Origin of the sequence: Fischerella sp., from assembly GCF_013388695.1 — a bacterium.
Classification (GTDB): domain Bacteria; phylum Cyanobacteriota; class Cyanobacteriia; order Cyanobacteriales; family Nostocaceae; genus PCC9605.
Genome location: NZ_JACAEU010000156.1, coordinates 40,573 through 63,947, shown reverse-complemented (window position 1 = coordinate 63,947; position 23,375 = coordinate 40,573). Strand labels below are relative to the sequence as shown.

22 protein-coding genes are annotated in these 23,375 nt (G+C 42.7%); 13 read left to right on the top strand and 9 right to left on the bottom strand.

Translation table 11 applies throughout. The features are described from left to right. Positions 1-351 precede the first annotated feature (351 nt). On the top strand, positions 352-576 hold the full coding sequence (locus HXY43_RS21365; RefSeq protein WP_290887389.1) for a hypothetical protein: 225 nt from the start codon (positions 352-354) through the stop codon (positions 574-576). 48 nt (positions 577-624) lie between these two features. Here HXY43_RS21365 and HXY43_RS21360 read toward each other — a convergent pair whose 3' ends face one another. Together HXY43_RS21360 and HXY43_RS21355 are read right to left on the bottom strand one after the other, a co-directional pair. Then, the gene (locus HXY43_RS21360; protein WP_290887386.1) at positions 625-993 is read right to left on the bottom strand and encodes a pentapeptide repeat-containing protein; all 369 of its coding nucleotides are present in this window, start codon (positions 991-993) and stop codon (positions 625-627) included. Next, a complete protein-coding gene (locus HXY43_RS21355) occupies positions 975-1,295 on the bottom strand; it encodes a hypothetical protein (RefSeq protein WP_290887383.1) in 321 nt (106 codons plus the stop codon). The genes HXY43_RS21360 and HXY43_RS21355 overlap by 19 nt, the downstream gene beginning before the upstream one ends. 320 nt (positions 1,296-1,615) lie before the next feature. On the opposite strand from HXY43_RS21355, the gene HXY43_RS21350 reads away from it, so the two are divergent. Continuing rightward, positions 1,616-2,929: a cytochrome P450 gene (locus HXY43_RS21350; RefSeq protein WP_290887381.1), complete on the top strand. Its 1,314-nt coding sequence runs from the start codon at positions 1,616-1,618 to the stop codon at positions 2,927-2,929. A gap of 8 nt (positions 2,930-2,937) precedes the next feature. Further along, on the top strand, positions 2,938-3,585 hold the full coding sequence (locus HXY43_RS21345; protein ID WP_290887378.1) for a hypothetical protein: 648 nt from the start codon (positions 2,938-2,940) through the stop codon (positions 3,583-3,585). A gap of 75 nt (positions 3,586-3,660) precedes the next feature. Here HXY43_RS21345 and HXY43_RS21340 read toward each other — a convergent pair whose 3' ends face one another. From HXY43_RS21340 to HXY43_RS21330, 3 genes are all read right to left on the bottom strand, one after another. Beyond that, positions 3,661-3,969 carry a hypothetical protein gene (locus tag HXY43_RS21340; protein ID WP_290887376.1) on the bottom strand — a complete coding sequence of 103 codons (309 nt, stop codon included), beginning with the start codon at positions 3,967-3,969 and terminating at the stop codon, positions 3,661-3,663. Beyond that, on the bottom strand, positions 3,935-5,107 hold the full coding sequence (locus tag HXY43_RS21335; protein ID WP_290887373.1) for an FAD-binding oxidoreductase: 1,173 nt from the start codon (positions 5,105-5,107) through the stop codon (positions 3,935-3,937). Before HXY43_RS21335 ends, HXY43_RS21340 begins: the two co-directional genes overlap by 35 nt. A gap of 155 nt (positions 5,108-5,262) precedes the next feature. Beyond that, positions 5,263-6,177, bottom strand: coding sequence for a hypothetical protein (locus HXY43_RS21330; protein ID WP_290887370.1), 915 nt, complete (start codon positions 6,175-6,177; stop codon positions 5,263-5,265). 517 nt (positions 6,178-6,694) lie between these two features. On the opposite strand from HXY43_RS21330, the gene HXY43_RS21325 reads away from it, so the two are divergent. Beyond that, on the top strand, positions 6,695-8,044 hold the full coding sequence (locus HXY43_RS21325) for a pentapeptide repeat-containing protein (RefSeq protein WP_290887367.1): 1,350 nt from the start codon (positions 6,695-6,697) through the stop codon (positions 8,042-8,044). A 56-nt stretch (positions 8,045-8,100) separates the two neighbouring features. On the opposite strand, the gene HXY43_RS21320 is transcribed toward HXY43_RS21325, so the two are convergent. Next, a complete protein-coding gene (locus HXY43_RS21320) occupies positions 8,101-8,931 on the bottom strand; it encodes a fatty acid desaturase (protein ID WP_290887364.1) in 831 nt (276 codons plus the stop codon). A 219-nt stretch (positions 8,932-9,150) separates the two neighbouring features. Between HXY43_RS21320 and HXY43_RS21315 the strand changes: the two genes are divergently transcribed. Together HXY43_RS21315 and HXY43_RS21310 are read left to right on the top strand one after the other, a co-directional pair. After that, positions 9,151-10,377, top strand: coding sequence for a TetR family transcriptional regulator (locus HXY43_RS21315; RefSeq protein WP_290887361.1), 1,227 nt, complete (start codon positions 9,151-9,153; stop codon positions 10,375-10,377). A gap of 275 nt (positions 10,378-10,652) precedes the next feature. Continuing rightward, positions 10,653-10,826, top strand: coding sequence for a GNAT family N-acetyltransferase (locus HXY43_RS21310; protein WP_290887358.1), 174 nt, complete (start codon positions 10,653-10,655; stop codon positions 10,824-10,826). A 151-nt stretch (positions 10,827-10,977) separates the two neighbouring features. Here HXY43_RS21310 and map read toward each other — a convergent pair whose 3' ends face one another. From map to HXY43_RS21295, 3 genes are all read right to left on the bottom strand, one after another. Further along, positions 10,978-11,751, bottom strand: coding sequence for a type I methionyl aminopeptidase (map, locus tag HXY43_RS21305; RefSeq protein ID WP_290887355.1), 774 nt, complete (start codon positions 11,749-11,751; stop codon positions 10,978-10,980). A 128-nt stretch (positions 11,752-11,879) separates the two neighbouring features. Beyond that, positions 11,880-12,338, bottom strand: coding sequence for a GNAT family N-acetyltransferase (locus HXY43_RS21300; RefSeq protein ID WP_290887352.1), 459 nt, complete (start codon positions 12,336-12,338; stop codon positions 11,880-11,882). A gap of 52 nt (positions 12,339-12,390) precedes the next feature. Next, complete coding sequence (locus HXY43_RS21295; RefSeq protein WP_290887349.1) at positions 12,391-13,371, bottom strand: Gfo/Idh/MocA family oxidoreductase; 981 nt, start codon at positions 13,369-13,371, stop codon at positions 12,391-12,393. 405 nt (positions 13,372-13,776) lie between these two features. On the opposite strand from HXY43_RS21295, the gene HXY43_RS21290 reads away from it, so the two are divergent. The 7 genes from HXY43_RS21290 (at position 13,777) to HXY43_RS21260 (ending at position 23,349) form a co-directional block, all read left to right on the top strand. Further along, positions 13,777-14,076, top strand: coding sequence for a ferredoxin (locus HXY43_RS21290; protein WP_026734522.1), 300 nt, complete (start codon positions 13,777-13,779; stop codon positions 14,074-14,076). A gap of 543 nt (positions 14,077-14,619) precedes the next feature. Beyond that, positions 14,620-16,020, top strand: coding sequence for a nucleotide sugar dehydrogenase (locus tag HXY43_RS21285; protein ID WP_290887346.1), 1,401 nt, complete (start codon positions 14,620-14,622; stop codon positions 16,018-16,020). A 35-nt stretch (positions 16,021-16,055) separates the two neighbouring features. After that, on the top strand, positions 16,056-17,303 hold the full coding sequence (locus tag HXY43_RS21280; RefSeq protein ID WP_290887343.1) for a glycosyltransferase: 1,248 nt from the start codon (positions 16,056-16,058) through the stop codon (positions 17,301-17,303). Between the two features lie 82 nt (positions 17,304-17,385). Further along, on the top strand, positions 17,386-18,570 hold the full coding sequence (locus HXY43_RS21275) for a glycosyltransferase (RefSeq protein WP_290887340.1): 1,185 nt from the start codon (positions 17,386-17,388) through the stop codon (positions 18,568-18,570). A gap of 170 nt (positions 18,571-18,740) precedes the next feature. After that, positions 18,741-20,021, top strand: coding sequence for a glycosyltransferase (locus HXY43_RS21270; protein ID WP_290887339.1), 1,281 nt, complete (start codon positions 18,741-18,743; stop codon positions 20,019-20,021). A gap of 145 nt (positions 20,022-20,166) precedes the next feature. Next, positions 20,167-21,228, top strand: coding sequence for a glycosyltransferase (locus HXY43_RS21265; protein ID WP_290887336.1), 1,062 nt, complete (start codon positions 20,167-20,169; stop codon positions 21,226-21,228). A gap of 264 nt (positions 21,229-21,492) precedes the next feature. Continuing rightward, complete coding sequence (locus tag HXY43_RS21260; RefSeq protein WP_290887333.1) at positions 21,493-23,349, top strand: ABC transporter ATP-binding protein; 1,857 nt, start codon at positions 21,493-21,495, stop codon at positions 23,347-23,349. The last annotated feature ends 26 nt before the right edge of the window (positions 23,350-23,375 follow it).

Here is a 23,375-nt window from a genome sequence, read left to right as displayed (position 1 = left end):
AGTCAAACAAGAATGGTTCACCGTTTTTGAATGTCAAATATCTTGATCAACGTTCGACGATGCCTATGAGCAAAATCTCCCTATGCACGATACCCAACATATCCACTCATGGTGCCCATTATGACAAACACTAAATACTAAGCATAGTGGATGCCTTCAACACTTGCAATTTTACATGTTTTAAGATAGCAAACAGCCCTGCCTTAAAAAGGGGGGTTAGGGGGGATCGCAACCTTAACTGAACCGTATTTTTTGATATCGGAGAAATTTTTTTATAAAACAAAGCCAGTCTATGCATAATTTGCCCTTATCCAATTGTATTCATAGTCAGGATGCTGTTGGAGTAAGTCCATGCTAGTCTACTGGAAGCCAATTATTATTGAGGTACTATTAGAAGTTTTGCTAGAGCTAGCTCCTGGCAGCATAGACATTTTGGCAACTTGTGCTGAGTATTTAATAGAAAATTCTTGGGAAACTAGTAAAGCTTCAATTCAACTTGTTTTAGCAAAAATAAATTACCAAGTTGATTGTCAATTACCTCATCTTTCCCATGCCATTGCATCCCCAGCTATTTGATCAAAATCAATATTACTACTCTCGATCTACGACCAGAAAAACTTGACTTTACATCTTCCGCATATTTTTACTTAGCGGGTTAAAACCATAAGAAAATTTGGTACTGTCATCGTAACAAGCTCCTGTTAAGTTCGCTCCAAACAGCTTAGTATAGTGTAGTTTGGCTCCGCGAAGATTCGCTTCTATCAACTTTGCACCGCTGAGGTTAGCTCTAGTTAAATTTGCTTTGGCCAGGTTTGCTCCACCCAAATTAGAACCCCATAATTTAGCTTTAGCCAGGTTCGCGCCACTCAAGTCTGCTGCATACAAATTAATGCCCACTAAATTCGCTCCAATTAACTTGGCTCCAGCCAAATTGACACCAGTAAAATCTCTTTCTCCAGCAGCATAACGCCGCTTTAGTTCATCGGCATCCATGATTCTTTTACCTTTATCAGCAAATCAGAAGCAATTTGCTCCCATTCTTTGTCAAGCCCAGCATGAAATTCTGGCTTGTTACTGCGTCTGTACCAGTAACGAGCATTACTTAAATCCCCTTCTTTTCTGTGCAGGTAGGCATGAACCCAGGCACTGTCAGCATCACCAGCATTTTGGACGATTTCATGCGCTTTGTCCCAATTACCTTTGTAGTCATACCACAAAGCTTGTAGCGCTTGTGGTAGTGATTCGGGACATTTTTGCTGTTTTTCAATCAATTGCTGGAATTCCTTTGGTGTCATTATCTTTACCTAAGCATTATCAAACTCTTTTTTGTCTTTACTTGATTAATGACTGTTTGTCAGACGTTTGAAGTGTAAATAAATAGCATCTGCTTTTAAAATATTTAATTAGTTAGTATAAATTCTATTTGTTACCAATACTCAAGTAATTTTGGCAGACTGTAACTAGTATGATTTCAGTGTTTTTTAGTAAAATATAACACATTCGTTGAGTAAATAAGTCTGAACTGGAGTTAATGTGTCAGTATAGTTTATTAATGTTAATGAACATATTAATAATTTAACTCTTCGCTGACTGTTGCCTGGGAGTAATTTAACAAATGAAAAACTATCAAATCCCACCTGGAAGCTTTGGTCTACCTCTGTTAGGTGAAACACTTTCGTTTGTGTCTGACCTTAAATTTGTAGAAAAGCGCTATAAGCAGTATGGGTCTATCTTTAAAAGCCATATTTTTGGCAGGTCTACTGTGTTTATGGTAGGGCCAGAAGCTGCTGAATTTGTCCTTTCTAGCCACATGGATCATTTTTCTTGGCGTGAGGGATGGCCCAATAATTTTAAAGTACTCTTGGGTGAATCGCTATTTCTCATGGATGGAGAGGAACATCGGCGCAAACGCCGTTTAATTATGCCAGCAATGCACGGTGCAGCGTTGGCAAATTATATTGGCACAATGGAGAGAATTACAGAGAATTATTTGAAAAAGTGGAAACAAAAACAGGAGTTTGCCTGGTTGGCAGAGTTCAAGAAGTTGACATTTGATATTGCTAGCGAACTGTTACTAGGTACTCAAACAGACGCAGAGTCTGCACGTCTGAGCAAATTATTTACAACGCTGACGAATGGATTATTTTCTATCAATCCATTAGCTTTACCATTTACGCAATTTGGGAAAGCCATAGCAGCCCGCAATCAAATTCTAGAGCATGTAACTAAAGTTATCAGAGAACGCCAAAAAAACCCTACCAAAGACGCCCTCAGTCTCTTAATCCAAGCAAGGGATGAAGAAGGTAACAGCCTCAGTGAAAAGGAACTCATTGCCCAAGCAGTGCTGTTGCTTTTTGCCGGACATGAAACTACAACCTCAATGCTAACTTGGCTGTGTGTAGAATTAGCCCGTCACCCAGAGGTAATGCAACGCGCTAGAGAAGAACAGATGCAATTTGCTAATGGGGACGCTTTGACTTTAGAAAAATTAGGGCAAATGCACTATTTAGATCAGGTATTGATGGAAGTTGAAAGACTACATCCGTCTGTAGGGGGTGGATTTCGTGGAGTAATTAAGGAGTTTGAGTTTAAAGGCTTCCATGTGCCGACTGGCTGGCAACTAGTATATGCAATTCCAGAAACTCACCGTGTATCAGAAATCTATTCTCAGCCAGAAAATTTTAATCCAGATCGCTTTAGCCCCGAACGGCAAGAAAACAAACAACGTCCTTTCAGTTTAATTGGTTTTGGTGGTGGGCCGCGCATCTGTGTGGGGATAGCTTTTGCAAAGATGGAGATGAAAATAATTGCCGCCCACCTACTACGCGGCTACCAGTGGGAAATTTTATCTAATCAAAGTTTAGAGAAAGTACGAATTCCCACTAGTCGCCCTAAGGATGGACTGCGGGTTAAATTTCAGCCTTTGTAAAATGTTCTATGACACTCCAAATTAACATAAATTGGCCTGATAGATTGTCGCAACGCTTGCAACAGGCAAAAAATTTTGTCAGCGAAAGTGTCAACTCCCTAACTAACTCAACACAGCAAGTAAGGGAGTCGTGGACACAAAGTGCTGAGCAAATTCAGAATACAACATCAACAGCCATTCAAACAGCAATTAATTCTTCTGTGAGTGCTTGGCTTGAGCAACATCCTAATATTTTCCGACTATTACAAATCTTTGGATGGGCAGTTAATCACCCAATTGTAAGTTGCATAATTCTGCTGTTTGTCTTAGCTATACTTGGGAGTATTATCAAAGCAATTGTTAGATTGATTGAAACAGCTAGTTGGTCAATCTTACAAATCCCTTTTAAATTACTTTTTGCTATTATTAATGTTAGCTTTCAATCATTTATTAAAATTGGCAGCTTAGCATTGAAACAACTAGTAGGCTCTAAACAAACTGCTAATTTAACAGTTTTACAATTAGCTGACGCTCAACTGTTTGACAAAGATAAACAACAAAGATTAGCAGTAATTTCAAATAGACTTTCAGAAATTCAAAAAGAACAACATGAGCTTTTAAAAGAAGCTACAGAACTTTTAGCTTCAGATACAAGTGATATCAAAATAGAAGGCTGATTATACTTTAACTTGATGAAATGCCAAATCAGCCATGTACTGTCTAGCAACTTCGATGGAGGGAAACACAAACATTTAAATTCTTCCATGAGGTCGCATGAGTGTGCGACAGTATGCACAACGGTGTGCTAAACCATCAATTAGCCAAATATCTGGTACTAGGTCGAAAAATTTCTCAACGATCATTCCCTGTAAAGGAGTTAAGTCATTGTCAACCAAGTAATCTAATAGTTGGCGTTGTCCTATCAGGGAATACCTACCAAACAACTCTCGTAGTGCAGTGTAAGCTTTGTGCTGGCGGCGACCGCCCAACCGTTCAGTCGCGTAGTTAAAGTTGCTGAAATTATTGTTATCTTGCAGGATATAACTGGGTAATAACTTCATCTTCCTGTCCCGATACCCAATGAGCAAAGCGCTGGGCTAAAGGAGGTACAATGACTAGGGGATTGCTGAATCCAGAAAACACATAGATACCCTGAAATTCAGGTATAGAACCAATTAAGGGAAGGCGATCGCTACTAAATGCCACTAAGCAATGATGCCACCTCCCCGGCAGCTTAGCCAAAGCTGGCAACACTTCCCCTATACTCTGCCTCAACCAACTTTCACTTGCCTGTGAGTCCACCTTAGCGTTGGGATCGGTGAGAACACGACTAATTTGACCCAAGCGCAAACTACCATCTTGAAACTGAATTGCACCCGCATCTAAAATCGGCGCTATGGGTTCATTTCCTGGTTCATTCCATAATTCATCCACAACGCTAGACTCTGCCTCTAATTGAAAGCGTTTAAGATTAGCAGGCATTACCAGGGTACGTAATTGCACCTCAACGGGCGGAGTTTCAATCATCTCTGCATGGGTGAAATACAACCGTACAGGTATACCAGATGCTTTTAATAACTGTCGGCTGAGTCCGCCAGCACAAACAACAACGTTAGCAGCGTAGTAATTTCCAGTAGTTGTTTTGATCGCGATACCTACTCCCCTGTCTGCTTGTGGAGAGGGGGTGAGGTTCTGCACTTGCGTAATTTCTATTTTACCCCCAGCGCGCAGAAAAGCTTGAATGTAAGCTTGTGCCGTTTTTTCAGGGTTGATATGACCGTGTTTGACTGTTAAAGCACCAGCGATCGCCTTTCTATTTAATAAGGGTTCCATTTCCCAGGCTTCGTCAACACTAAGTAATTTGGGAGGAATGGCAAAATGAGCGTAGGAAGCAGCCACAACTTCTGGATCGATGTCAGTTGCAATAGTCAGCAATAAATCTAACTCGCGAAACTCGATATCAGCATCTAACTCTTGCGACAGAACTTGATAACGCGCCATTCCCTCATTACACAATTGGCGAGTTAGGGGAGTAGTACCAGACCAAAAAGCTAAACCACCATAACTATAGCGAGTAGCATTGCGTGAAGTTGCACATTGCTCTAACAAAAGTACTGAAAAGCCAGTTTTCGCTAGTTCGTAGGCGAGTGCAGCACCCGTAAAGCCAGCACCGATCGCGATCCAGTCGTAAGTTTTCATTTAGGATGATTTCCCCTTTCTTAGTACAGCTTTGCGTAAAAGCGTAGGATTTAAAACGCAGAGGGGCGCGGAGTAAGCGCAGAGGGGCGCAGAGTCTTGGTCAAGAATTTCGCGCGCGAACTTATGCAATGTTGTACTAAGAAATATACTTCTATTTAGTCTTTTGCTAATGAAACAAATTTTGAGCGTTTTGCTTTACGTTTAGCTTTGATAGAAATGGCGATTAGTAGACTAAATAAAAGCGAGCCTAGGTAAGTTGAAGGTTCAGGTACTGCTACTTTAACTTTACTTTGCCTGGTTGCTACTAATGTTAGATTTGTTTTATTCTCAAATGAGCGTTTTAGAGAACCACCTATAGAAGCTGTCGCTGTTTCTTCATTACTACCAAAGTCAGATTCCTTTAATTCTTGATTGAAGGTTATATTTTGGCTTTTTGTGTATTTTAGAAAATCGTTATTTCCAAAAGTATTTACATTGCCAGTGAGTAAAAAGTACTCTAAAGGTTTTCTATTAATGTTGTCATTGCCAGATAATAAAGAGGCTACGAAGTCTGAGAGATTGGCTTCAGGTATATCACTCGTATCAAATAACAAAAAGGATATATCTCCAGAGGCATTAGCATTTTCTGTTGGTAGCCCATCTTCAATTAATGTTCCCAAATTTAAAGAGGCTGTGAAGTCAAAAGAAAATGATTCACCAGCATCTACATCGAAATTACTGACTATTTTTCCGAGAGTGTCTGCTGTTCCTAAGTAATTTGAGCCTAAACCTCTAACAAAACTCAAATCCACACTAGTAGATGCTTCTGGTGGATTAGGTATGAAATTTGTTTGTACACCAATATTTTGAGCTATTACAACTGCATCTTCACTAAAAGGAGAAGCATCTATGTTAGCCTGATTTTGTCTATCAATTAGCGAAAAATTCTCGCTAAAGTTGGTAAGATTTAAATTTTCTTCAGCAAAAGCAAGACTAGCAGCCTGACTGGGTAGGGATGCTAAAGCAGAAGTAGCTACCACCGGAGTAAACACTAGCAAAAATTGCTTAGCAAATCCCAGATATCGCTTCATATTTTCCTCTTTCTTCCTTCTAAGTCTTCGTAACTGACCTAATAGTGTGGCAATAACTAATAATTACAAGCGGTTCTGTGAAATTTCGGAAATCTAAGGCTATTTTTGCAGTTTTTACTGAAAATACGGTTGATTTGATCTGAGCTATGCCAGGAATTTACATATTTTTTCTTGGTAGCTATTTAAAGAAGCCACTTTCGCCTTGGCAGGTTTCCCGATTTGTAGACGCGCAGGAGCGTACTTTAGGGGAACTGTCTAGACAAATCAACGCATTCTTGATAATGGGACTTTTACTAGATTCTATATCTAGAAAGACTTTAAAAGGCTTGATTATGCTATTACGATAACTTATGATTCAGCAAATATACGTACTTGACAATGAATTTTCTATAAAAAAATCCAAATATGATTGTGAAAAATTATCCTCAAAAGAACAGCAGATATTGCTTGTTTATAACTTGCAACAGCTACTATAAAACAGCTGTTGAACTGAGAATGCGGGTGCCAAAATATAATCATGTCGATTGATTCCAATTCATCCCCAGTCCCTAACCCAGAACCAATTCCGGATCAAAACTTGCAACCAGATGACTTTGATGATACCTCCGAGAATGGTTTAACTCCAGAAGAACTGGTCAAGCAACAAGCCTTGGCCGCTATTGCCTCACTGCAATCTCCGCAAAATACAGCAGCCTTACAAACAGGACATTTTCGGGTCAAGCAATGGTCTGGTAAAGCTGTCAGTGTCAAACCAAGGGCTTTGTTGCTGACCCTAGGGGCGATCGCCACTACTATCATTGGGCTTGCCATCAATAACTGGATTGTTGGCGTTGTGGGAACCTTGATGACTTTGCTATTATCTTTAGCCATTCTTTGGCCTTGGGTGCGAGAACTCTCAAAGGAATGGTTTTCAAGTCAAGAACAAGCTTTGCTAGTTGCCTTGTTGGGAATAATAGTGGCAACAGTTGGTGTGGTTAATTATAGCGGTGAGGGTAAAATCCTGATTGCAGTGGGACGCAAAATTAACTGGGAAGCTTCTGGGACACTGGCAGAATGGTTTGGTGCTTTGGGGCAAATTCTCATTGCCATCATCGCTGTTTACATCGCTTGGCGACAGTACATTATTTCTAAAGACCTGACTATTCAACAAAATCTACTCACAGTCCAGCAAAATATCATTACCCAGCAGCAGACAATCGATTCTTACTTTCAAGGAATTTCCGACTTGGTATTAGACGAAGAGGGATTATTAGAAGATTGGCCTCAAGAACGACTGCTTGCAGAAGGTCGGACTGCTGCCATTCTCAGTAGTATAGATGGCAGTGGCAAAGCGAAAGTTCTCCGCTTTCTCTCTCGTTCTAAATTACTCACACCCCTAAAACGCGATCATCGTCTTGGTAGACCGATTCTCGATGGTATTGGTGGTTATTGTGAAGATCGGCTTCACGGTGTGCGTGTGATTGATTTGGGGGTAATGCTGGCAGGTGCAGACCTTTCTGGCACGGATCTACGGTGGACTGATCTGACTGAAGCGAATCTTGTCCGTACCAATCTCAGCAAATGTGACTTGGTTAAAGCCAACCTCTCCCGCTGCATTTTGTATGAAGCTGACCTCAATGGTGCTGATTTGAATGCAACTCGCTTGTTCTATGGTTCAGCAGAAAACGCATCACCTCGCAGCCGCACCCATCCACCAAACTACAACACTGGCGAATACACTGGCGCTGTGGTAGAAAATGCAGATTTTAGTGACGTTCAGCGGATGTCTGAGGCTAACCGTCATTACTGCTGCGCCTGGGGTGGCGAAAAAACCAGGGGTACAATTCCTGGCGGTTGTGAAGGTATTCCGAATAAGTTGGGAAGGTAGTTAGTAGTTAGTAGTTAGTAGTTGGTTGTTAACCACTATCCACTATCCACTATCCACTACCCACCAACATTTACTTTCTTAGCTAACCCCAGAGTCTGCAAAACTTTAATTGCCCACCAAGTCATATCCACTTCCCACCAAGACAATCCAGCTTTTGCTACATTTGGGTGAGCGTGGTGATTGTTGTGCCAACCTTCTCCATAAGTCAGAAGTGCTGCCCACCAAAGATTACGAGAGTTGTCATGCAACTGGAAATGACGATAACCGCGCAAGTGAGCCGCAGAGTTAATTAGCCAAGTGGTATGCCAAAGCAATACTGCCCTCAGAAAGACACCGTAGACAACAAAAGACCATCCTCCCAAAGCATATAAAAGGACAGCAACAGGAATTTGCAGTAGCAAGAAGTTGCGATCCAGCCAACGATAGAATGGGTCACGGTCTAAATCAGGAGCAAATTTTTTGTAAGTTTCTTTGTCAAAAAATTCTGGACGTGGGTAAAAAATCCACAGCATGTGACTCCACCAAAAACCACGCCGGGAAGAATAAGGGTCTTTGTCTTCATCCTCGGTATGAGCATGATGCAATCGATGTGTTGCTACCCAAAAGATTGGCCCTCCTTGAATGGCAAGAGCACCTAAAGTGGCGATCGCATATTCTAACCATTTCGGTACATGCAAACTTCGGTGAGTCAAAAGTCGGTGATACCCCAAACAAATACCAATGCTGCCAAACAACCAATGCAGGAATATGGTTATTCCCAAGGCAGACCAAGAAAAACACCAAGGAGCGAGCATTGCTAAGGCATGAACTGTACCAAAAAATGCCACGTTGATCCAGCTAAGAGCAAGCGGTTGCTTACCCTCAGCTATAGCTGAGCGTGTAGTCATCAATCTTCCTTTGACGTGAATGCTGTAAATAAACTTGAAGGGTTCTTAGTAAGCAAAAAGCGTGCTTAATTGAACTCCCGCAAAGATAACGCTCACTACAACCTCTATAAAACCTAGCGAAGACCGCTAAAGTAGGAACAGAGGATGCAAGTGCTACTTACATCCCTTAGCTTAGCAATGATAATATTTAAATGCAAGTGTCACTTACATATTTAATTTATGTCCGATCAAATAATTTCAACTCGACAGCGGCTGATTAATGCAGCTAGGTCTTTATTTGCGGCACAGGGAGTCACCGAGACTACAACAAAGCAAGTCGCAGAATTAGCAAAAGTTAATGAAGTGACACTATTCCGGCATTTTGGCAATAAGCACGGATTGCTCTTAGCGGTGATTTCCGAATCACCCGTGTTTCAAGAACTGGATGAATCTTTGAAAATTCAAGCCTGTCAAATGGCTAGTGTTAACCAAGCTCTCAAAAACTATTGTAAAGACCGCTTGCAAGCCTTAGAACAAGTTCCGGAATTAGTACGTTCTGTTGTAGGTGAGGCGGGAAACTATCCTGTAGAAAATCGTCAGGCACTAGGACGAAGCTTAACCCAAGCCAATCATTATGTTGCCGAATATTTAGCAACTGTGATGGAGCGCGAACAGTTACATATCTATTTACCAGCCGAGAAGTTAGCAAGTTTACTCAATAGTATGTTAGTGGGGTATGCTGTGATTGAATTTACCAGTGAATTTCACGAACTTTGGCTTGACAGAGATGAGTTTTTAGAAAATTTGGTAGCGCTGTTTTTAAAGGGAGCCACAAACTCTACAAGTTTAGTAGAGTCTATGCCAACAGAAAAGGTGATAGATTTACCAGCAAATTTAGTCCACTTGATTTTGCAACGAGCTAAAAAATCAGGACTGCGAGATTACGCTTTAATATACGTCTTGTTTGCAGCGGGTTTATCTCAATCAGAAATTGTGAATTTAGAGCGATCGCATCAAATCAACGATGCCAATCAGCACTTATTACAAATAACTCAAGGTACTCCTCGACAAGTCCCTGTGAATCAGTGGATTATGGGTAAATGCTATGGCTCTTATGCTCGCAATCCATTAACTCAATGGTTAAAAAGCCGCAAAGATGAACATTCGGCATTATTTCTCAACGATAATGGAATGCCAATCTCTGAAGTAGAAATACAGGAACGCTGGCAGGTATTGACTGAGGGATTGTTGACACCAGAAGGACAACAACCAGTAATTGAACAAGCTCAGCAGACATGGTGTGTAGAAATGTTGATGAAGGGAATGAATTTAGAAGATATGAGTTTAATTACTGGTTGGAATCTGACTAAACTACATCCGTATGCTCGTAGAGCTAAGGAAAAATCGGCTCTAGAGCAAGCAATTCGCCTTGACCATAAATCGAAGCAAGTCACGCGGGAAGGTTAAGTTTCCCTATGCTACAAGCTTTGTTGGTGCGGCTGTGGTTTAGTCGAGCAGCAACCAATCGACCACGACGCTCATCAATCAATACTTGATCGGCTTCAATTTCAAGAGCTAGAGCGATCGCCTCAGCCTCTCCAATATCCAGTTCGTTGCTGAGTGCTTCGACTACTAGACGATCGGTAACGGAACGTGTTTGAATCCAATCAAAGGTTTGTACTTCAGTACTACCTGCAACGGGAAAGATGGGATCGGTGAGTTCTCGATAGACGGCTTCAGGGATGAATGGTGAGATCGTTGGTTCTGTGTTCCTCGTGAAAAAGTCAGATACGGTGGCGAAACTCCGCCTGCTACTGGTTGAGCCAAAGGCACGTGGGTTCGGTATCGGCAGGCGATTGGTGGACGAATGTATCCGCTTTGCCCGGCAAACTGGCTACAAAACGATCGCCCTGTGAACCAATAGCGTGTTACTTGCCGCCCGGCATATTTACGAGCAAGCTGGCTTCCGACTCGTACACGAGGAACCGCATCACAGCTTCGGTCAGGATCTCATCGGCGAAACGTGGGAATTGAATCTGTAAGCTTACCCCCGGCTGAAGCGTGGCGTTAAATTTCCCCTTTCCGTAATGTCAGAATTTCCACACCGTCTTCAGTTACAGCTACAGTATGCTCAAATTGTGCTGAGAGTTTGCGATCGCGTGTTAAGGCAGTCCACCCATCACTTAAAACCTCGACTTCCCAAGTACCCTCGTTGATCATCGGTTCAATAGTAAACACCATACCAGGTCTGAGCGCTCTGCCTTTGCCTCGTGTCCCGTAGTGGGGAATATCTGGTGCAGTATGGAAAATATTGCTAATCCCATGTCCAACAAAGTCTCGCACTACAGAAAAACCCTGCGACTCGGCGTATTCTTGAATAGCAGCACCAATATCTCCGATGCGCGCACCTGGTTTAACTTCAGCAATACCTCTTCTGCGGCATTCTTCAGTCACTTCAACTAACTTTTTTGCTGTTGGCGAGGGTGTACCGACAAAGAATGTTTTGGATGTATCGCCGTGATAGCCATCTACAATCAGCGTCACATCAATATTGATAATGTCACCATCTTTAAGAATCTCCTTGGCATTAGGGATGCCGTGACAAACTACCTCATTAATACTGGTACATATCGACTTGGGGTAGCCTTTGTAACCAAGAGGTGCGCTTTTAGCACCGTGCGCCTGCGTCCACCGTTCTGCTTCGTCGTTCAATTCTAGAGTGCTAACTCCTGGTTTCACCATCGGTTCAAGATGATGTAAAAGTTCGGCTGCCAAGCGCCCAGCCTTACGCATTTTCTCTAGTTCTCTTTTGGATAATATAACAATCGTTTGTTTGTTCATAAAAATTCAATTTATCTATAGGAGCGCTTATTAAGTATAGTTTGCACTGTTATGGGCGATCGCCGTAAGTTGGATTGAGTAAAAAAGACTCAATCAATCCCTTATTGTTTGGTTTTGTTATTCTGCTGTCACGCCCTTTGATAGCTGACTGGAAGATAAACGAGGACATCTCCATGCTCAATCAAGCCCGTCTTCTGAAAGCCTAAACTGAGATATAGTTTTTCTGCCACTACATTTTCTGGTTTATAGCCAATCAAAATTTCTTTACAGCCTGGCTTTTCCTGAAGTAACTTGATTACTGCTTGCATCGCAGCTTTACCATATCCCTTTCCCTGATGACTTTTGTCAATCATAAATCGCCAGATGAAGTAACCGCTGTTTTGATAACCACTGTCCATGCGGTCATACATCATAAAGCCGACCATAGTTTCGTGATGATAAATCCCAAGCGGAACGCTAGACGGATAAAATTTGGACTCGGCAAGAGAGTAGAGATTGGAAGCGACAAACTTTTCTTGTTCTTCAGTAGTTTTAAGACGAATGCATTCTTTCCAGTTATTCTGGTTGATTTCTCTAAGAGTAATCACTATGATAGCCCTCGGCAATTCATTATGTATTTGCTGCTGAGTTCGCTAATAACTAATCTTCAACTACTATAGTTAAGCCTGTTTCAGCAGAACGCCTTGCCGCATCTGCTACTTTGAGAGTATACAGACTTTCCTCTGGGGTAACATACAACGGGGCGTCATGAAAAAGATGGTCTAACACCATACTTGTATCTTTAGCAAATAATCCCCGGCGGCTACCAACCTCTATTGGTGTGGTTTCCCCTGCCTTGATTAAAATTCCCGTATCACCATCAAAAATTAATCCAGCCTTTTCACCATGAATTTCAAACCTGCGTTCTCTGTGCCAGATAGTTTCGCCTTTGGCATAGATAACTTGCGCTAGCAATCCACTGCTGAAACAAAGTTGAGTGACACAGAAACAGCTTTGATAATACTCTGTTTCCGTAGCCCAAAACCGATTGTGACAGTTGACGGTTAGGACTTGACCAAACAAATCAGTGAGACGATGTAATCTGGAGAGCGCACCCATTAAGGGAAAACCGAAAAGCTCATGATTGTAGCTCCATTTGCGGGGTGCGGGATACTCGGGCTTTATTGTATTGTAGCGAACGTAAAATAACTCACCTACTTGTGGTAGATGTTGCTTGATGGCTTGATGCACGCCGCCTAAAAGTTCTATGTGTTCGACGTGGAGGAGTTTTTTTTGGGCTTTTGCTAGGATGATAATTTCCTCGGCTTCTGCCACATTTAAAGATAGCGGATACTCAACAATTACGTGTTTGCCGCTAGAGAGTGCTGCTTTGGCGATCGCACCGTGATCTCGATTCACAGTACAAATTGTTACCAAATCTATATCGTCTCTTGCCACTAGTTCTTGCCAAGAACTCATCGCCGTACACTGGAATTGGTTAGCAAAAGCCGCGCTTGTTTCTGGTGTATGACCGACAACAGCAACTAAGTGCGTTCGCGCAGCATGTAGAAATGCCTCTGCACGTAGCTTTGCCGCATACCCAGTACCAACTAAACCCACGCCTACTTTTGCTTTATCCATTGTTACCAGTTCTTTTTAATCGATTGCTTATTAAGGTAAAGCAAATAACTTCACACATAAAAGTATTTTGGTAGAGCTTTTAATTGCTGCTTTGTCAAAATTACAGATATTATTTATCCTATCGGTATACTAAGTAATGAATTAACACATTCAAGCTTTTTTTGAAATCTATAAATTTATCTAATAGACTGGCTATTTGTTGCTCCTTTTGATAAGTTAAACTTATAGTTATGAACTAACTAAATTTCATTACTAATCGCGTTCAAATTCCGGTTACATCCTTTTATTTTTCTCGTAGTATCAGAAGTGAAGCAAAATTTAACAGACGACTACCCATACAGGGGTAGCCGTACGTGCTGCTTTAGGATAACTTATACTGCCGTTTGCAAAAGAGAGGATTACTGCATGGCAACTTACAAAGTTACACTGATCAACGAAGCTGAAGGGCTAAACACAACCATTGACTGTGAAGACGATACTTATATTCTAGACGCTGCCGAAGATGCTGGTCTTGACTTGCCCTACTCTTGCCGCGCTGGTGCTTGTTCTACCTGTGCTGGTAAGATCGTCTCCGGTACTGTAGATCAGTCCGATCAGTCATTCTTAGATGATGACCAGATGGAAGCTGGATATGTCCTGACCTGTGTCGCTTATCCAACCTCTGACTGCACCATCGAAACCCACAAAGAAGAAGAACTCTACTAAAAAAATAGGCGCCTCACACAATATATCTCTTGCAAGAGTCTTCGATGTTGTAGAGATAGGAAAAAAAGAAGCAGCACGGACAGAGAAAATAGGCCTCTGTTGTGTCTGCTCCATAAACCTAAACCTACTTTGGCAAAAGTCTAGTTGTTTAGCAGGCAGGAATGCACGGGTGTGCGTTCCTGCTTCATTTTGCTATTACTAGTTTAAACTACCTCCACTAAATAGTGATTTGCCTTAGCTCTATGTTGAAAATGGGCATTGGGGAGTGGGAGAATGGGGGAGTGGAGGAGTGGGCATTGGGTATTGGGCATTGGGCATTGGGCATAGTTAACAACCACTAACCACTAACCACTAACCACTAACCACTAACTACTAACCACTAACCACTAACCACTAACATAACAACGTTTTTGATGAAAAACTTCTCATAAAACATTCACCTAGAATTCATCACTAATTGTGAAGCTATGTATAGGTGAGGAATTAATAATATATGTTTCTCACAGCTTCAGCAGTTTTTGATCATTTTCGAGGGTTGACGCCATGCGTGTTTGTGTCATTGGTACTGGATACGTTGGCTTAGTGACTGGAGCTTGTCTGGCACAGATTGGACACAGTGTCATCTGTGTGGACAACAACGCAGCCAAAGTTTCATTAATGCAGTCTGGAAAGTCGCCCATTTTTGAACCGGGACTCGAACAAATCATGCAGTCCAATATGCAGGCGGGAAGACTGCAATTCACTACAGATTTGGCTTTCGGTGTAGAACATGGCGAGATTTTATTTATTGCTGTTGGCACTCCAGCGTTACCCAGTGGCGAGAGTGACACTCGCTATGTAGAAGCCGTTGCTCGTGGTATTGGCAGTAACCTCAACGGTGGTTACAAAGTCATTGTCAACAAGTCTACCGTTCCGATTGGTTCTGGGGATTGGGTACAGCGCATTGTTATGGATGGTGTTGCCGATCGCCAGCAAGATATTACAGGCTTTGATGTTGTCAGTAACCCCGAATTTCTTCGGGAAGGTTCGGCAGTTTACGACACATTTTATCCCGATCGCATTGTATTGGGTAGCAATAGCCCCAAAGCGATCGCCATGATGCAAGAACTCTACACGCCAATTATCGAGCGCAAGTTTGCTACTGAGGGATCTTTACCTCCCGTACCAGTGGTAGTCACAGACTTAGCATCTGCAGAGATGATTAAGTACGCTGCCAATGCTTTTCTGGCAACCAAGATTAGTTTTATTAACGAAATAGCCAACATCTGCGATCGCGTTGGTGCTGATGTTACTCAAATTGCCAAAGGTATTGGTTTAGACTCCCGTATTGGAGACAAGTTTTTACAAGCCGGTATTGGCTGGGGTGGCTCGTGCTTTCCGAAGGATGTTTCAGCATTAATTCATACTGCTCAAGATTACGGTTATAATGCTCAACTGCTAAAAACCACCGTCAGCGTCAACAAACGTCAACGGCTGCTGGCTATAGAAAAACTTCAGCAAGTCCTGAAAATTCTCAAAGGCAAAACCATCGGTTTGTTGGGTTTAACCTTCAAACCAGATACCGATGACTTGCGCGATGCACCTGCACTGGATTTGCTGGAAGAATTAACTCGCTTGGGTGCTAAAGTCAAAGCTTACGATCCGATAATTTCCCACCTAGAAGCGGACGTAACTTTAGTGACTGACCCAGAACAACTGGCACAAGGCTGTGATGCATTGGTATTGGTCACAGACTGGCAACATTTCCGCAACCTTGACTATGCCAAACTCGCTGAATTGATGACCAATCCTGTAATGATTGATGGTCGCAATTTCCTAAATCCAGAAGATATGGCAAAGGCTGGTTTTTACTACGTTGGTATTGGTCGTCCAACTATAGCCAATGCTTTCCTACCAAGTTCTGTGCTACCAACCGTTACTAATGAACTCTTAGCGGTTTCTTAGTATCTCTTGCACCTGCACCAAAGAGGATATGAACGATGAGACTGCTAGTTTATTCCCATGATGCATTCGGTTTGGGCAACATTCGCAGAATGCTGGCGATTTGCGAACACCTACTAAGTGAGATAGACGATCTCTCCATTTTGCTGCTGTCTGGTTCACCGATGCTACAAGGCTTTCGGCTACCCAAAGGACTTGATTATATCAAGCTTCCCTGTCTGAACCGAGGAGAAACAGGTAATATCGCTGTTAAATACTTGGGTACAGACATCAATGAAACAGTGAAGATGCGATCGGATCTGATTTTATCGGCAGTGATTAATTATAAGCCGGATCTAGTGCTGGTAGATAAAAAGCCCTACGGCATTCAAAATGAACTTGCCCCCACTTTAGATTACTTGCAGGCAAAGTTGCCACAAACCCGCTTTGTACTGCTACTGAGAGATATTCTCGACACCCCAGAAAAAACGATCGCAGAGTGGCACAAGCATAGCTATTACGAAGCTATAGAAAAATTCTACGATCGGGTGCTTGTAGTTGGAATGCCAGAGGTATTTAATTTGCCAAAGGAATATCAGTTTCCAGCTGCGGTTGCACAGAAAGTACAGTTTTGTGGATATATTCGCAAACCACCAGGAGATAAGCAACGCGATACCATCCGGGAAGAGTTACAGCTAGCAACCGATGAACAACTGGTATTGGTAACGCCTGGTGGAGGTGAAGACGGACATCAGTTAATTGATACCTATCTCACAGGACTCAAACTGCTGACAGATACACATCGCATCAAAAGCCTGATTATTTGCGGCCCGGAGATGCCAACAGAGCAAAAACAGGCATTATATCAAATAGCAAAAGCACATCCGCAGGTGCAGATCGAGGAATTTACCGATGACTTGATGAGTTATATGACAGCGGCGGATGCGGTGGTATCGATGGGTGGTTACAACACAGTGTGTGAAATTCTTTCGGCAAGAAAACCAGCTGTGGTTGTACCGCGAATCAAACCCTCCCAAGAACAATTTGTGCGATCGCAAAAAATGCAGCAACTAGGTTTGTTTAAAGTAATTAATCCTGAACATCTGACACCGACTACCTTAATACAAGAACTTCAGCAACAACTAGAAAATGGTCAGTCAAATTTCACCATTGACCTAGAAGGACTACCCAGAATTACTCATCAGATTAGAAATTTGTTAGCTGATAAAATCACAAATGCTCGGTCGCAATTTCTTTATTCCAAACTTACGCAACCATATTCATTAATAGCTGTTCAAAATAGTTGATGGTTCAATCTAATTGGAATTGGAACAATAAATATATAAGTAATAGGCATTAATCTAGCAGCCATAAAGAGGTATAAGCATTATGAAAAAACTCATGTTCTACTGCCAGCATATTTTGGGTATGGGTCATTTAGTTCGCAGCATGGAAATTGTGCGCGGTTTGACTAAAGACTTCCAAATTTGTTTTATTAATGGCGGTGAAGTAATTAAAGAATTTCAATTTCCTCCAGGTGTTGAAGTCATTAACCTGCCAGCAATTAAAACTGATTCAGAATTTCAAGAACTGCAAGTGGTAGATGATGCCTTTACACTGACGGAAGTACAAGAAATAAGGAAAAATCAACTTCTGTCGATTTTGGAGCAATTCCAGCCAGATATTTTAATGATTGAATTGTTTCCCTTTGGCAGAAGACGCTTCTCTTTTGAATTAATTCCTTTATTAGAAAACGCACAATCAAGTGAACGCCCCATCAAAGTAGTTTGCAGCCTGCGGGATATTGTAGTTACCAAGCAAAATCAAGCAAGACATGAAGAAAAAGTCTGTCAACTAATCAACCAATATTTTGATTTGTTGCTGGTTCACGGCGATCCAAAATTTGTGCCCTTAGAAGAAACATTTTCTCGGGTCAGCGACCTCAATTGTGAAGTGCATTACACCGGATATGTGGTACAAAAACCATCCACCAATCCTGCCCTAACGGATGAAGATAGAGAAATTCTCAACTCTGACCAACCCTTGATTGTAGTTAGTGTAGGCGGAGGCAGATTTGGTCATGAATTGCTAGATTGTGTAGTGAAATCAGTACCCTGCCTGGAGAAAAAAATACCTCACAACATCCATGTTTTCACCGGCCCATTTATGCCAGAGTCAAAATTTCACGAACTGCAAGTAATGGCAGGATATAGCAAAAAGATCCGTATTCGTCGCTTTACTCCTTACTTGCTCAATTACATGCAAAAAGCAGATTTGTCTATCAGCATGTCTGGCTACAACACTACGTTAAATGTTTTAGTAACTGGTGTGCCAGCGATGATTCTTCCTTTTAATGGTAATAATGACCAAGAACAAACTATTAGAGCCAAAAAATTAGGTGAATTAGGAATTGTCAAGGTAATTTCACAACAAGATTTACAACCTGATGTATTTGCTTGGAAGATAATTAGTTACTTACAAAATCAACCAGATAAAATTCAATTAGATTTTAATGGTGTTGAAAAAACGGCTGCAATTTTAAGAAATCTAGCTTGGAAGCAAAATGTTGCTTAGTAGATATTTGCGTAAAAGAGTAGCTTTTTTAAAACGCAGAGGTACGCGGAGGGAAACGCAGAGGCTCGCAGAGTCTTGACAAAGAAAATTCGTTATGAATTTGTGAATGTTTTACTTAGTTTTAGCGAAATCTAAACTTGGATGTAAATTAGGAAAAGTAAATCTCAATCATGACTAAAATAAAGATTTGTATTACCACATTAGAATATCCACCAGATGTTGGCGGTGTAGGTGAGTCAGTGCATCGTATTGCCCAAATGTTAATTAATAGTGGTTATGAAATTCATGTTGCGGTTTTTCGTTCAAAGCAACGATTAGTTAGTGATGACAGCCGCAGGCGTTCCAGTTGCAAAACAATCCTTCAGGATGGGGTGTTTGTGCATCGGATTAAGTCGGCTGTGCGCGATGAAATGCAAGAAATTCAAGACTTTTTTAGTGATGTTTACTTTCAATTGAAATGTCTGCATCAAAAGTATAGTTTTGACTTGTTTCATGCCTTTTTTATGAATGAAACAGGTTATGTAACGACTCTTTTAGCAAAAGAAAATGACGTGCCAGTTATCAATAGCGTTCGCGGTGCTGACTTGCACAAACATATTTTTAATCCCAAAAATCATGCTCAGATAGCGTGGGTTTTAGAAAATTCTAATTGGGTGACGTTTGTTAGTCGAGAATTGCAGAAAAGAGCTAGTGTAATTGTTCCAAGTGTTAAGTTAAAATCTTCCGCTTTCTGGAACTCGATCGCACCTATCAATTTTGCCAAACTTCTCACCCCTCCTCTAGTTAGAGAGTTGCCGGGTATTGTTATCGGTTCTAGTGGCAGGTTCCGCGACAAGAAGGGAATAGAATTTCTCCTTGATGCCTGTGAGGAGTTGAGTCAAGAAATAGAGCTGTCACTGTTATTGATTGGCGATTTTGTTGAAAAAGAACGGGAATACTGGCAGCAACAAATAAAACAATGTGATTTGGGTTCTCGTCTCTGCATTACTGGTATTACCAGTCGGCAAGAAGCTTTAGCCTACCTCCCAAAATTGGATATTTTCGCTATTCCTTCACTAACTGATGGCTGTCCAAATGCACTGCTAGAAGCCATGCTAGCTGGTTGTGCGATTGTTGGAACTAAAGTAGATGCTATTGGTGAAATTCTTGAAGATGGTGTCAACGGCTTGCTAGTTAACCCCGGTAGTACCACAGAACTCAAAGCAGCACTGCAATGTTTAGCAACTCAACCACAACTGCGGCAAAAGCTGGGTGCAGCAGCAAAAACAAAAGCACAACAGCAACTTCACCCATCCGTAGAACATCAAAACTGGATCAATGTTTACCAAGAAGTTTTTACGACATGGGAATACGAAAAAGACATCGTACATCGCCTTTATGGCGACAATAATTTCTCTGCTGACAATTTTAACAGTACCTACTTTGGTACAGGCGCAAACCAAAATCAGTGACTTGCAACGCCCAAGCAGAGGAGTGGGGGAGTGGGCATCGGGCATTGGGCATTGGGCATTGGGCATTGGAAATAACTACTAACCACTAACTACTAACCACTAACCAACAACAACCAACAAACAACAATCAACCACCAACAAAATTATGAATAAGCCACAAGTTACCATAGTAGTTTCCCAACGCGAACGTTTCAGCTACACTCAACAATCATTGGAAAGTATCTACGAACATACTCACATACCTTTCTCTCTAGTTTACGTAGATGGCAATTCTCCCTCTCACATCCAGCATTATCTTGAGAAACAGGCGCGAGAGAAAGAATTCGATTTAATTCGTACTGAGTATTACCTCTCACCCAACCAAGCCCGTAATCTGGGTTTACATCAAGTTAAAACCGAATACTTAGTGTTTATTGATAATGATGTGATTGTCGCCCCAGGTTGGCTAGACCATTTATTGCAATGTGCTGAAGAAACAAAAGCAAGTGTAGTCTGTCCCCTCACCTGTATTGGCAAGCCTTTGGGGGAGACAATTCACCTGGCAGGTGGTGAAGCGCACATCGTTGTCGAAACACAAGAAAATAATGAAGTCAAACGACGTGTGCATGAAAAACACTACTTCGTAAACCGCAAAATTACTGAGGTGCGCGACCAATTGCATCGTCAACAGTGCGAGTTTGCCGAATTCCACTGTATGCTAGTCCGCACCGAAATTTTTGACCGCATCGGGCTTTTAGATGAGGAACTGTTGAGTACGCGGGAGCATATTGATTTTTGCATGACCGTGACCTATGCCGGAGGCACGATTTACTGCGAACCCGCTTCGGTAGTTACTTACGTACCAGGACTCAAGTATGAATTACCAGAACTTGCCTTCTTTATGCTGCGCTGGAGTGATGCTTGGGAAATCGCCAGTTTAGAACACTTTGCCCAAAAATGGCATCTGATGAGGAACGACAAATACTTCAAAAAGCGCTACAAGCGCATGGGACACCGCCGCCATCAGGGATTCTTGAAACCACTGCTACGTCGCCTCACCTTTGGGTTGAATCCCCTGTGGCTAGAGAAGTGGGCAATTTCTCTAGAAAAGAAATTAAACCATTACATTACCGATCGCTATGCCCGAAAAGTTAGAAGTTCTGGCGACCTACAATTACCCCATTTCACTGCAAACAGTAATAAAACTGAGCGCGAGTTAGTCTCTTAGTTCGGCAGAAGCCTTCTGGGGGGCTGGTCTCACCGCGCTGCGCGCGTCTACACCAGTCGTACCCTGCCTTAACCGCCCTGCGGGCGTCTACATGGGGGACTCACCGGCCCCCACGACCGACAGGGAGTGGGGATTGTGGGCTTCGGGGTCCCCTCTGGGGTTGGGGGAGGAACCCCCTTTGGAGCGCGCTGGTTCACCGCTGCGCGTCTATGCGTCCTTTGTCGTTCGTTTATACCTAAAACTCAAGGAGGAAGATAAATCAAAATGGCGCGTCCCGATCGCAAAAGTTTGAGGGCAGCCTTGCCAGGAATAGTACGGATTTTGCGGCAGTTCTCACCGCAGATCCAAAAACAGAAGTTCCTGCTAATAGTCTCCTTTGCCGCACTAATGGCAGAAATTTTCTTGCACTTACTAGAACCCTGGCCCCTGAAGTTCATTTTTGACTACATCCTTCTACCTGGTTTTAGAACCAAGCCTTTTGGCATACCCTTCATTGACGGACTCAGCCCATTTGCCCTGCTGACAGCCTTGACAGTAGGATTAGTAGCGATCGCTGCACTCCGCGCGACTGCTGCTTACTTCAGCGTTGTTGGCATGTCCCTAGCAGCCACCAATGTCCTCACCGAAATTCGCGCCGATCTCTACAGCCACCTCCAGCGCCTCTCCCTATCTTTCCATCACAAGGCTAAAAGTGGCGACCTGATTACCCGCGTTACCTCTGACATTGACCGAATGCGGGAAGTGACGGTAATGGCAGTTATGCCCCTACTTGCCCACTCTTTCACTTTAGTGGGCATGATTGCCGTCATGTTCTGGCTGCATTGGGAACTCGCACTGATAGCAATTGCTGTGTTTCCCTTATTCATATTTTCCACGATACGCCTGACCAAACGCATTCGGCAGGTCGTACGCCAGCAGCGCCAACGCGAGGGAGCAATGGCTGCAACTGCGGCAGAATCTATCGGTGCGATCAAGATTGTGCAGGCGCTTTCCCTACAAGATATGCTGGAGAATTCCTTTTTCAGCCACAACCGCCAAAGCTTAAAAGACAGTGCCAAAGCACAACGGCTAGCAGCAGGTCTAGAACGGATGGTGGAACTGCTAGTGGGGATTTCTATTGCCTTAGTTTTATGGCGAGGAGTGCTGCTAGTGATGGGGAAATCTCTCACTCCAGGGGATTTGTTGGTATTTGTCAATTATCTGCGGATTGCCTTTAAACCGATGCGGCAACTCGCCAAATATACTGGGCAAATCGCCAAGGCTACGGCTTCTGGGGAACGCATCTTAGATGTGCTGGACACCGTACCCGACATTCGCGATGCACGCGGGGCAAAGGATGCGCCACCTTTGCAGGGATATGTACAGTTTGAAAATGTTTCCTTCGCCTACGAACCTAAAAAAGGTATATTGCGACACCTTAGCTTTGAGGCAAATCCTGGTCAGCACGTCGCCTTGGTGGGGCCCTCGGGGGGCGGTAAATCTACTTTGGTGAGTTTGCTGTTGCGCCTCTACGATCCAGTAGAAGGGAGAATTTTAGTGGATGGACACGACTTGCGGGAGTACAAACTTCAATCTTTGCGGCGACAAATAAGCGTTGTCTTGCAAGATAGTATTCTCTTTGCAACCAGTGTAAGAGATAACATTGCATACGGTAGTTTGGGAGCTTCCGATCAAGAAATTGAACAAGCTGCCCGTCTGGCAAATGCCCACGATTTTATTCTGGCAATGCCAGAAGGCTACGACACTATCCTTGGTGAACGGGGGGCAACTCTGTCTGGCGGACAAAGACAAAGAATTGCGATCGCTCGTGCGGCTGTGCGTCAAGCTCCCATAGTCATTTTAGATGAACCTACGACAGGTTTAGACAAAGAAAACGAACACGCTGTCAACGAAGCACTAGAACGCTTGACCAAGGGACGCACCACCTTTTTAATTTCCCATAACCTCAAACCAGTTGTCCAAGCTGATTTTATTCTTTACATCGAAGGCGGACAGATTTTAGAACAAGGTACTCACGCCGAACTGATACGCTTAGGCGGACGGTATGCGGCAATGTATGCTTTGCAGTCTGCGATCGGCGAAGATTCCCGCGAGGATGATGCTTATGTGGTTAGTAGTTAGTAGTTGTAGAGACGTGCCATGGCACG

Excerpts from the sequence above, each read along its gene's own strand:
- HXY43_RS21330 (WP_290887370.1), bottom strand. The coding sequence starts at position 6,177 with ATGAAGCGATATCTGGGATTTGCTAAGCAATTTTTGCTAGTGTTTACT.
- HXY43_RS21325 (WP_290887367.1), top strand. The coding sequence starts at position 6,695 with ATGTCGATTGATTCCAATTCATCCCCAGTCCCTAACCCAGAACCAATT.
- HXY43_RS21360 (WP_290887386.1), bottom strand. The coding sequence starts at position 993 with ATGGATGCCGATGAACTAAAGCGGCGTTATGCTGCTGGAGAAAGAGAT.
- HXY43_RS21295 (WP_290887349.1), bottom strand. The coding sequence starts at position 13,371 with ATGGATAAAGCAAAAGTAGGCGTGGGTTTAGTTGGTACTGGGTATGCG.
- HXY43_RS21270 (WP_290887339.1), top strand. The coding sequence starts at position 18,741 with ATGACTAAAATAAAGATTTGTATTACCACATTAGAATATCCACCAGAT.
- HXY43_RS21260 (WP_290887333.1), top strand. The coding sequence starts at position 21,493 with ATGGCGCGTCCCGATCGCAAAAGTTTGAGGGCAGCCTTGCCAGGAATA.
- HXY43_RS21365 (WP_290887389.1), top strand. The coding sequence starts at position 352 with ATGCTAGTCTACTGGAAGCCAATTATTATTGAGGTACTATTAGAAGTT.
- HXY43_RS21340 (WP_290887376.1), bottom strand. The coding sequence starts at position 3,969 with ATGAAGTTATTACCCAGTTATATCCTGCAAGATAACAATAATTTCAGC.
- HXY43_RS21335 (WP_290887373.1), bottom strand. The coding sequence starts at position 5,107 with ATGAAAACTTACGACTGGATCGCGATCGGTGCTGGCTTTACGGGTGCT.
- HXY43_RS21280 (WP_290887343.1), top strand. The coding sequence starts at position 16,056 with ATGAGACTGCTAGTTTATTCCCATGATGCATTCGGTTTGGGCAACATT.
- HXY43_RS21320 (WP_290887364.1), bottom strand. The coding sequence starts at position 8,931 with ATGACTACACGCTCAGCTATAGCTGAGGGTAAGCAACCGCTTGCTCTT.
- HXY43_RS21350 (WP_290887381.1), top strand. The coding sequence starts at position 1,616 with ATGAAAAACTATCAAATCCCACCTGGAAGCTTTGGTCTACCTCTGTTA.
- HXY43_RS21290 (WP_026734522.1), top strand. The coding sequence starts at position 13,777 with ATGGCAACTTACAAAGTTACACTGATCAACGAAGCTGAAGGGCTAAAC.
- HXY43_RS21345 (WP_290887378.1), top strand. The coding sequence starts at position 2,938 with ATGACACTCCAAATTAACATAAATTGGCCTGATAGATTGTCGCAACGC.
- HXY43_RS21285 (WP_290887346.1), top strand. The coding sequence starts at position 14,620 with ATGCGTGTTTGTGTCATTGGTACTGGATACGTTGGCTTAGTGACTGGA.
- map (WP_290887355.1), bottom strand. The coding sequence starts at position 11,751 with ATGAACAAACAAACGATTGTTATATTATCCAAAAGAGAACTAGAGAAA.
- HXY43_RS21315 (WP_290887361.1), top strand. The coding sequence starts at position 9,151 with ATGTCCGATCAAATAATTTCAACTCGACAGCGGCTGATTAATGCAGCT.
- HXY43_RS21355 (WP_290887383.1), bottom strand. The coding sequence starts at position 1,295 with ATGACACCAAAGGAATTCCAGCAATTGATTGAAAAACAGCAAAAATGT.
- HXY43_RS21275 (WP_290887340.1), top strand. The coding sequence starts at position 17,386 with ATGAAAAAACTCATGTTCTACTGCCAGCATATTTTGGGTATGGGTCAT.
- HXY43_RS21265 (WP_290887336.1), top strand. The coding sequence starts at position 20,167 with ATGAATAAGCCACAAGTTACCATAGTAGTTTCCCAACGCGAACGTTTC.
- HXY43_RS21310 (WP_290887358.1), top strand. The coding sequence starts at position 10,653 with ATGAATGGTGAGATCGTTGGTTCTGTGTTCCTCGTGAAAAAGTCAGAT.